General features: G+C 40.9%; 10 protein-coding genes. 7 read left to right on the top strand and 3 right to left on the bottom strand.

Going from position 1 to position 9,247, the window contains the following annotated elements; translation table 11 throughout:
• Nucleotides 1-76: 76 nt before the first annotated feature.
• A complete protein-coding gene (locus AC805_RS11265) occupies nt 77-922 on the top strand; it encodes an AAA family ATPase (protein WP_197278703.1) in 846 nt (281 codons plus the stop codon).
• Between the two features lie 4 nt (nt 923-926).
• Complete coding sequence (locus AC805_RS11260) at nt 927-1,259, top strand: hypothetical protein (RefSeq protein WP_197278702.1); 333 nt, start codon at nt 927-929, stop codon at nt 1,257-1,259.
• Between the two features lie 170 nt (nt 1,260-1,429).
• Here AC805_RS11260 and lipA read toward each other — a convergent pair whose 3' ends face one another.
• A complete protein-coding gene (gene lipA / locus AC805_RS11255) occupies nt 1,430-2,308 on the bottom strand; it encodes a lipoyl synthase (RefSeq protein ID WP_055075526.1) in 879 nt (292 codons plus the stop codon).
• Nucleotides 2,309-2,420: 112 nt separating this feature from the next.
• Here lipA and AC805_RS11250 point away from each other — a divergent pair, with 112 nt between their 5' ends.
• Nucleotides 2,421-3,371, top strand: a complete 951-nt coding sequence (locus AC805_RS11250; RefSeq protein WP_055075525.1) for a hypothetical protein — start codon at nt 2,421-2,423, stop codon at nt 3,369-3,371.
• Nucleotides 3,372-3,476: 105 nt separating this feature from the next.
• A complete protein-coding gene (locus AC805_RS11245; RefSeq protein ID WP_055075524.1) occupies nt 3,477-4,511 on the top strand; it encodes a hypothetical protein in 1,035 nt (344 codons plus the stop codon).
• A 266-nt stretch (nt 4,512-4,777) separates the two neighbouring features.
• On the opposite strand, the gene AC805_RS11240 is transcribed toward AC805_RS11245, so the two are convergent.
• Together AC805_RS11240 and AC805_RS11235 are read right to left on the bottom strand one after the other, a co-directional pair.
• Nucleotides 4,778-5,386, bottom strand: a complete 609-nt coding sequence (locus AC805_RS11240) for a CPBP family intramembrane glutamic endopeptidase (protein ID WP_055075523.1) — start codon at nt 5,384-5,386, stop codon at nt 4,778-4,780.
• Between the two features lie 79 nt (nt 5,387-5,465).
• Nucleotides 5,466-6,728 (bottom strand): aminotransferase class V-fold PLP-dependent enzyme, encoded by a 1,263-nt coding sequence (locus AC805_RS11235; RefSeq protein WP_197278701.1) that lies wholly within the window; start codon nt 6,726-6,728, stop codon nt 5,466-5,468.
• A gap of 654 nt (nt 6,729-7,382) precedes the next feature.
• Here AC805_RS11235 and AC805_RS11230 point away from each other — a divergent pair.
• The 3 genes from AC805_RS11230 to AC805_RS11220 all read left to right on the top strand — a co-directional run bounded on the left by AC805_RS11230 (nt 7,383) and on the right by AC805_RS11220 (nt 8,874).
• Entirely contained in the window at nt 7,383-7,610 is a 228-nt protein-coding gene (locus tag AC805_RS11230; protein WP_055075522.1) for a hypothetical protein, read from the top strand.
• 174 nt (nt 7,611-7,784) lie between these two features.
• Nucleotides 7,785-8,117 carry an NINE protein gene (locus tag AC805_RS11225; RefSeq protein ID WP_055075521.1) on the top strand — a complete coding sequence of 111 codons (333 nt, stop codon included), beginning with the start codon at nt 7,785-7,787 and terminating at the stop codon, nt 8,115-8,117.
• Between the two features lie 46 nt (nt 8,118-8,163).
• Nucleotides 8,164-8,874 (top strand): helix-hairpin-helix domain-containing protein, encoded by a 711-nt coding sequence (locus AC805_RS11220; RefSeq protein WP_055075520.1) that lies wholly within the window; start codon nt 8,164-8,166, stop codon nt 8,872-8,874.
• Nucleotides 8,875-9,247 lie beyond the last annotated feature (373 nt).

Raw genomic sequence — 9,247 nt, 5'->3', positions numbered from 1 at the left:
TTACTTATATAAGGAGTAACATAACATTTTGAGAAAATCTTCAAATTAAAAATCACAAAATTAAAAATCACAAATAATGCTGACAGTTTATTTCACCATCGGTTTGCCTGCTTCTGGAAAGTCTACATGGGCAAAGAATAAAGTCGATAAAGCGCCCAATAGTATTAAGCGCGTCAATAAAGACGAGCTTCGCGCCATGCTGGATAATTCCTATCACTCAAAAGGAAATGAGAAGTTCGTTCTCGATATTCAAGATCAAATTATTAGAACGGCTCTAGAGAACGGAAAGCATGTCATTGTCGATAATACGCATCTATCGCCCAAGCATGAAGCCAGAATCAGAGATTTAATCAAAGGTTTGGCAGTTTTAGAAATAGTAGACTTCCGCCATGTGCCTCTAGAAACTTGCATTGAGCGGGATTTAAAGCGCTTTAATTCGGTAGGTGAGAAGGTGATTCGCGATATGTATAACCAATTTATTGCTCCACCTAGAGCAGCTAAACCCGCCCATAATCCAGATCTGCCCGATGTAATTCTCTGCGACCTTGATGGCACGATCGCTTTAATGGGCGATCGCAATCCTTTTGATGCGGCTAGGTGCGAGCAGGATTTGGTGAATGAGCCTGTGCGATCGATTTTAGAAACTTGTGGCAAGATGGTGATCTTTGTCTCTGGGCGAGAGGATAAATACAAGCCACAGACTCTCTCATGGCTAGAAAAGCACAATATTTCTTTTGATGGTCTGTATATGCGAAAGTCGGGTGATATGCGTAAAGATAGTATTGTCAAGAAAGAAATTTATGATGAGTTTATTCTTGATAAATACAATGTAGCGTTTGTCCTCGACGATCGCGATCAGGTAGTCAGAGTTTGGCGCGATCTGGGTTTAACTTGTCTACAAGTTGACTACGGTGATTTTTAAAGCTGTGATAATCTTTTTAAGATCAATCGACAGTTTAGCCGAGCAATTTAACAAAGAGCATTTACCAAGATTTATTACGAGTCGGCAAGGTGATGCATTATTGCCATCTAAGGCTGACTGGGAAAGCATACGGAAAACTCTCTATCTACAGTCTGTACCCAATAGTCGGGTTATAGCAGTGACCAGTTATGTTAGGACAAAAACAAACCCCAGAAGATTGTTGCGGCGCTTCGCGCCGCAACAATCTTCTGGGGTTTATGTCTTCACTTATTTGGCTATAGCTATAATTAGAGCCGCCGCCGAACAGATGATTGGGGTTCTGAAGATGAATTCCTAAGAGCCTTGGATGGACTGGAAGATTGAATTTAGTCGAAATGTGATTAAGGATGCTCAAAAACTAAAGGATATTTCTCAAGACACATCAATATCAAACATCGTTTTGTTCATTCAGTCAATGAGGAAACTAAAACCGTTCGAGTTATTTCAGTATGATCACTTCTCAATCTATCACGACGCTTCCTTCGGATATAGTTTCATCAGGGCTTGCACCTGCTCGGCATGATAGGAACTGCGCGTAAGCGGCGAAGAAACCACTTGCAAAAATCCCATTTCTTCACCAGCAATGCGCCATGCTTCAAACTGCGCAGGTGTAACAAACTCATGCAAAGTCAAATGCTTAGCGGAAGGTTGGAGATATTGACCGATGGTGATGATGTCGCAATCTACTGCTCGCAAATCACGCATTACTTCTCTTACTTCCTCATCGGTTTCGCCCATACCTACCATAATTCCTGACTTGGTATAGACCCAAGGCGCTATTTCACGGGCGCGGCGTAGGAGTTCCAAACTGCGCTGGTAGTCTCCCTGTGGACGAACACGGCGATAAAGTCTTGGCACAGTTTCGGTATTGTGATTCAGCACATGGGGACGAGCGGAAAGAATCGTTTCTAATGCTTCCCAATTAGCACAGAGATCGGGGATGAGAAGCTCGATCGTGGTCTGTGGCATCAATTTACGAATCTCTTCGATGCAGCGTACAAATTGCGAAGCGCCACCATCGGGCAAATCATCACGATTAACAGAAGTGACTACGACATGCTTCAAATTCATCCGCCGTACTGCTTCTCCGAGGTTAATCGGTTCCATCGGATCGAGGGCTTGGGGCTTCTTTTCAAAATCAATATCGCAGTAGGGACAGGCACGGGTGCAAGCGGGTCCCATAATTAAAAATGTGGCAGTACCTTGGTTAAAGCATTCGCCAATATTTGGGCAAGATGCTTCTTCGCACACAGTATTTAGCCCCAAGTCGCGCAGGACTTCTTTGACATTGCCAACGCGCTCCCACTGTGGGGCTTTTACTCGCAACCAATCTGGTTTGACCACCATAAATTTATCTAAATTTAACTTTTATTTATTGTTGATGCAATTTTTGTCACCTTTTGTATTCTAACATTACTAGATATAGCGTTGAGCAATTCGCAACTGAGGAGAATTGCATATGAAGCTCAGAATGTTGTTACTTTTCTTTATTTCAGTTTTTAGTACATTCTTTGCCGCGATCGCCCATGCCCAAAATATCGATTTACGTCTACCTACTAAACGATTACATTCTCTAGATGAGCTACCCAAAATATTTGAGAATAAGTATGAACTCACTAACTTTCTAGAAGATTTAAGTGGTATAACCAAGTTTGATGATTTAGGAACAAATTTATCACTTGGTCTGACAAGTAAAGATATTGCTCGGATGATTGCGCCTCATGAAGATGCAGAACTTGCGATCGCTGTTAGTACTAAAGCATTTCCTCATCGATTAAACAGCTATATTGTTATTGCCTGTTTTGCTCGAACAAAAAGTGAATACAATCGAGTGAAAGCAGGTACACGCAGAACGTGTAGAAAAAAAGACTACGGACGAGATGATGTTGTATACCTAGGATTAATAGAATACGATCCCATAAAATCCAAACCAAATTTAATTGCTAAATCACTTGAAAATCAGATAAATTGGGATTTCACAACCTACAAACAATTTAGATCTCTCGACCGACTAAATATAGACCATCTGCCGCGTGGAGATTACGAACATTTCGATTTTGCTCCGTTTAAAATAAGCGATGCTCAGACTGCTTTTGGTTTGCGTGTAACTCACTCAGAAATCTATTCTGGTGGTCATGGTTATTTTGAAGATCTTGCGCTTTTCATAGTCGATAACAATCGGATAGTTAATATATTCTCTGAACCTATGTACTTCAATAAAAATATAGCAGGGGCATGGAACAAAAATGGAACTCGTCAGCATTCTCTTTATGAAGATGAGAACGTTCTGGTAGTTTTACCAAGTCAAACAGATGGCTACTACGATCTGCAAATAAAATCGCTACATAGCGATTGGCAGAGAGCTTTTTTCTGGAATGCTTCCCAAAAGCGTTACCTACCCTTTGAATGAAATAAATTTATCTATCTTTTACAAGTTGTTCAAGTTTCGTAGCATCTTATATTCTAACATTACTAGATATAGCGTTGAGCAATTCGCAACTGAGGAGAATCAACTATGAAGCTAAGAATATTGACACTTTTCTTTATTTCAGTTTTTGCTACATTCTTTGCTGCGATCGCCTTTGCTGAAAATAACGATCTAATCCCACCCCCAAAACATGCACAAAATCGTAGTGAGGTAGCAGGATTATTCGAGAATAAGTATGGATTCGCTCATTATTTGGAGCTATCAACTGGTATTTACAAGTCAGATGGTTTAGGAACAAATCTGCCTAAAGGTCTAAGTACTAGGGATATTGCTCGGCTGCTTGCTCCTAATGAAGATTTAAACCTTGCAATATTAGTTGGAGCCAAAGCCTTTCCTTATCGTTTGAATAGTTATATTGCCATTGTGTGCTTTGCCAAAGATGAATATGAATATAATAAATACAGGTCTGAAATAAAATCTTCCGAAAAAATATGTGATAAGAAATCTTATGAACGTGATGATGTTGTTTATTTAGGATTAATAGAATATGACTCCATAGGCTACAAGCCTAAATTAATTGCTAATTCACTTAAAGTCGAGACAGGTTGGTATTTCATAAGCCAAAGACAATTTAGAAATTGGAATGCAAAATTCAGGTTCCCAGACCCTACAAATAACGCTCTCCTGCCAAATGGCAAGTTTAAAGAATTTGACTTTGCTCCGTTTCAAATAAGCAATACCCAGTCAGCCTTTGGATTGAGAGTTGGAATGTTTCAAGGTTATTCTGGTGGCGGCGGCTATTATGAAGTTCTTGCTCTTTTTATAGTTAACAATGGTCAAATCGTTAACATTCTTGCTGAGCCAATATATTTTTGGCAAGATCAGGCTGGAGATTGGAATAAAGATGGAACTCGTCAGCATTACCTTTACGAAGGAGAGAATATACTTGTTGTTCTACCTAGTCAGACAGATGGGTATTACGATCTGCAAATAAAAGCGGTAGATAGCGACTGGCAAAAAACTTTTTCGTGGGATGCTTCTCTAAAGCGTTACTTGCCAAGCGATCACACTGCAATACTGAATCGAGTGCTAGCCGAAACCTTAAATTTGAGAGTAGACTGAACTAATTTTAGAAGCAACATGAATTAATAAGTAGCTCAGCCCAAAACCAGAGAGAGTAACGCACGCTGCGCGTGCGTTACTCTCTTCTAGCTTAGCTACTTAACACAAATAAATTTAGCCATTAACAGCAAAATCATGAAATTTATAACTATTGTCAAAGCAATCATTCCGTTATTCACGGGCTTAAGTGCGATCGCTTCGCTAGTATAGTATCTCTAACTTCGCGCCCCTCTCCAGTTTATGTTTCCTGTGCTTCCACCAAAGATCTAAACTACTTTTTTAGTCTGTTTCCATTTCCAAATGATGCCCGATAGAGAATTAGTAAGCACATGGGCGACGATCGCCGATAAAAGGTTCCCTGTATACATGGTGACGGCTCCAAGCATCATCCCCACAGCGATCGCCCAAACGGTATAGGAGAGATGCTTCGCACTTGCCATATGCAAAGCTCCAAAGACAACACTGGTAATAATTAAAGCAATCCCATTCATCCCAAGCGCAGGCAAAGCCACGCCCCGAAAGAGCATTTCTTCACTCAGTCCTGGCAACAAACCCAACCAAATCAGATCGATCGGTTCTAAGGGTTTAAGCACCATTTCTAAATATTCTTGAGCGGCAATGCGATAGTTTTCCCATATTTCATAAATTAGGCTGCTCAAGAGGGCTACTCCAATACCGATCCCTGCCCCGATCGCAGCATGTTCGGGTTGCCAACGCAGGGGCATCATCGGTATACCCGTTAAGTAAACCCAAACCTTAGAAATCCCCAAAAAAATAATCGCTGTCACTGCCATCGCAATTAAAACTTGCGATCGCGATAATGCGCGATCTTTTTTATCAGGATTGGATTGAGGATCTATGGAAAATAGGGACATGGCGGCGGTCTTATAGATTAATGGCGAATTGAGGATTGAAAATTGTTATCCCTTTAAGGAAGAGATGTTTAGATGTGGTTTAACCCATAGTTTCCAAAATGGCGATCAGATGCTCGATATCAGAAATAGAAGTAAGGTAATGCACTGAAGCTCTCAGACAATCAGGATCGGGTAGCGCACGAATTAAGACTTGATGCTCTGATTCTAATTGCTTGGCGATCAGAGCATGGGGCTTTTGGGCGATCGCACCTTTGGCTAGCTCTCTATTCACTTTAAAGGAAATTAGTCCCGATTCTGGTGGCAATTGTCTCATGCAATCAATGTAAGGGATTGCATCTAGTCGACTCCATAAAATTTCACTTAACTGACAGATCCGTTCGTAACGTTGTTGCTGCGTTCCCCAGCTATTAGCCTCAGCGAGGGCTATCCGCAGCGCTTCGTAAAGAGCATAGGTTGAGCTCGCTACTTCAAACTTAGCACCATCCTGCCGCCACTGGGGAATCGGTGTTTTGCCAGTTAGTCCCCGCCACCCCACAAATACTGGTTCGATCGCCTCAAAAATCTCTGGGCGTATGTATAGGGCTCCTAATCCAAGTGGTGCGCACCACCATTTATGGGCAGTAAAGGCGTAAAAATCTGCGGCAATGGCAAGATTGAGGGGCAATACGCCTACGGACTGGGCAGCATCCACCGCAACCAGCACTTGGCGATCGTGACAAGCATCAGCGATCGCCTTCAATGGTAAAACCTGTCCCGTATTCCAACAAATATGACTCAGCATCACCATCCGCGTTTGGGGCTGCAAATGCTGCACTAGTAATTCCACTACTTCTATGCTGTCTTGCCCCTCAGCACTAGCATTACGGGTATTGGATAGGGGGAAATAATCAATCGCTATGCCAAAACGCTTTTGGATTTGGACAGCACTAGCAACAATCCCAGGATGTTCGCAATCTGATAGTAATAGGCGATCGCCTTGTCGCCAATTCACAGCCCAGAGTGCAATATTGCAACCAACCGTAGTGTTTTCCGTAAGCGTAATCGTAGTAGGGCTGACTTGAAATTCTCGTGCGATCGCTGCTTTGGTTGCATCGTATTCCCCCATCATCCATTCCCCTGCGGCATTAGAGAAACAGCCTAACGCCTCAATATGCTGAAAGTTTTTGGCGATCGACTCTAGGGCTTTCCCACACATGACTCCCTGTCCGCCATAGTTAAAGTAAAAGCGGTTTGCAACCTCCAAAGCAGGAAAATGCGATCGATGAGCAAACAAATCCTTCTCGCGATCGTGCCCCACATTGCCAGCATCCAAACTTTCAGAACATACTGCTGAAGAAATCAAAACCTACTCCTGCAAAAAATTCAGTTACAGCCTATTCTATAGCGACTTACAACGATGTAAGCAGCTAAGATAAGTCAAACTTCAAACAGAGAACTTACCACCCACGAAGTGGGTGGTAAGTTCTCTGTTTGAAGGCAAATTAAACATTGCTATAAACATTGCTAAGTAATACCAATTCACGAAAGTGTGACAACACTTTTGTGAATTAAACACCAAACCCAGTAAGGTTTTGAGATTCCCAAAATGGCGTTGCCATTTTGGGAATTGGTATAAATGGGCAAATGGTTGATCCATGTTGTTTGATTTATAGCTGCCGCCAGTCTTGTTTAGGACAAAAAACTAAGCTCCAAAAGAGAATTGCCGCGCTCCGCGCGGCAATTCTCTTTTGGAGCTTATGTCCTGATACCGTTGACGGCAGCTATAAAATTTAATTTAAACAATTAAAAAAGAGTCACAAGCTACAGCAATCGCCATAATATGTAGAAGATTATCATTAAGTAGGTGAGCATAATTAAAAAAACAAATCAGAGAGCGTACCGCCCGCTAAGCGGGCGGTACGCTCTTCTAGGTTTTAAGTTTAATTATGCTTAGCTACTTTAGTAAATTTGAGTAAATTTGCAATAAACTTGCATACATCTGTGGAGATCAAAATAAATGTCTAAAGACCTCGGGCTTTTTAGCTCAAAGCAATTAGTCAAAAAACTGAGGTTTCTACCCTTCGCTCTTGTGGGGATCGCTGTATTTACGTTGAATGTCAATCCTGACACCAACCCCTACCTACAAATTTACATAACTCTACTTGAAGCCAAAGTTGGGGTCGTCTTGGTGTATTTTTTAACCAAAAAGCTGGGAAATCTGGGTAAAGATAAGCAATCGATATAACCTTGTTCACATTCAATCACATTATCTAATCTAGTCAGGATTTATATGTCTTTATGCTTAAGTGGTTGACATTCATTCGGTAATCAATAAACTTGTAACAAGTACAGTGCTTAGCTCTAAAGTGTAAGTATCGCGAAATTTCAAATCAAACAACACAAACGAGGGAAAAAGGCTATGAAGACGAAGACTACTGCACTTCTTTTATGTTTCTTTCTGGGAGCGCTTGGAGGACACAAATTTTATCTTGGACAAACTGGTTGGGGGATCGCATATTTACTGCTTTGCTGGACAGTTATCCCTTCTATTGCCGCCTTCGTCGAGTTCATCATGTTTTTAATCATGACCGAAGATGAATTCAATCGTAAGTATAATGGAGCTACAGCGGCTACGGCATCCGTTAAGGACTCGACTTCCGCCCTCAGCGATCTTAAAAAGCTCTACGATGATGGCGTGATCACGGTTGAGGAATACGAAGAAAAACGCAAGAAAATGCTAAAGAATATCTAGAATATCTAGCAAATAGCCGACAAACATCTGAGAAACAGTTAAGATTATGTCACAGCCTTCATGGTTCGATCAAACACCAGCATGGGTTTGGTGGTCTTGTTTTCCCGCATTTGGTGGTGGCGCGATCGCCTATGCAGGCGTAAAATCTGGCTCAAATATTTGGATTGGTGTTGGTGCAGGATTTGTTGCCGCAGCAATTATCGTGCCTTCAATACCAATTGTTTCTAACCTTGCGGGCTTAGTTTGGGTAGCTCAAATTTCTACAGCTTTAATTCTTAAACGGGAATATCTAGTAAAGACCTATCCTAAGGATCTCCCTCTTCCTGAAGATCCTCAATTATTTAAAGCAATAGCTGCTACCCGTCCTAAAATAGACATCAATAGCTGTTCTAAGAATGATTTAGTTAATGTTTTGGGCTTACCAATCATTTATGCTAATGATATTGATTCCTTAAAGTCAGAGGGCTATATCTTTACTGCTCTAGAAGAACTACACGACATTCTAGAAATTCCTAATGCTACGCTCAAAAAAATTGAGCCAATGTTAGTTTTTAGCTATGATTACCGCCATGAGGCTTCTTATTCATGGAAACGGGTGAACTCCATGAGTTCCGATGACTTGATTATGCTTGGTATAGATCCTACAGTCGCCACAGCGATCGCTACTGAACGCCAACTTCGAGGTGAATTCAAATCAATCATGGATATCAAGAAACGCACAGGTGTTCCTTTTAGTGCTTATCGGCAACTCGCCTAAAATACCTTTAAAAAGGTGCAGACTCAAAATAGGAGTAGCGCTTTGCGCTACTCCTATTTTTGTATTAAAAACCAGCAATAATGTTATACCAATTCACAAAAGTGTTGTCACACTTTTGTGAATTAATACCAAGTTAAGAAATGGCTGCGCCATTTCTTAACTTGGTATAACGTGAGTTCGGGATAATTTGAAACGGTTTTTAAGAAAGAGTTTACGTCGTAAATCCTTGCTTAAAAAAACAAAGTAAAAGCCTTGCTAAGCAAGGCTTTTACTTTGGGCTGTAAAAATTTGTCAGCTTAATCCTAACTGACATTATTTAAAAATATTTAAAAATATTTTTAAATATTTAAAAAATAATATTTATATATAATAT

The organism is Pseudanabaena sp. 'Roaring Creek' (assembly GCF_001402795.1).
Classification (GTDB): domain Bacteria; phylum Cyanobacteriota; class Cyanobacteriia; order Pseudanabaenales; family Pseudanabaenaceae; genus Pseudanabaena.
The sequence above is the reverse complement of the archived record's forward strand: the minus strand, read 5'-3'. Positions and strand labels throughout refer to the sequence as shown.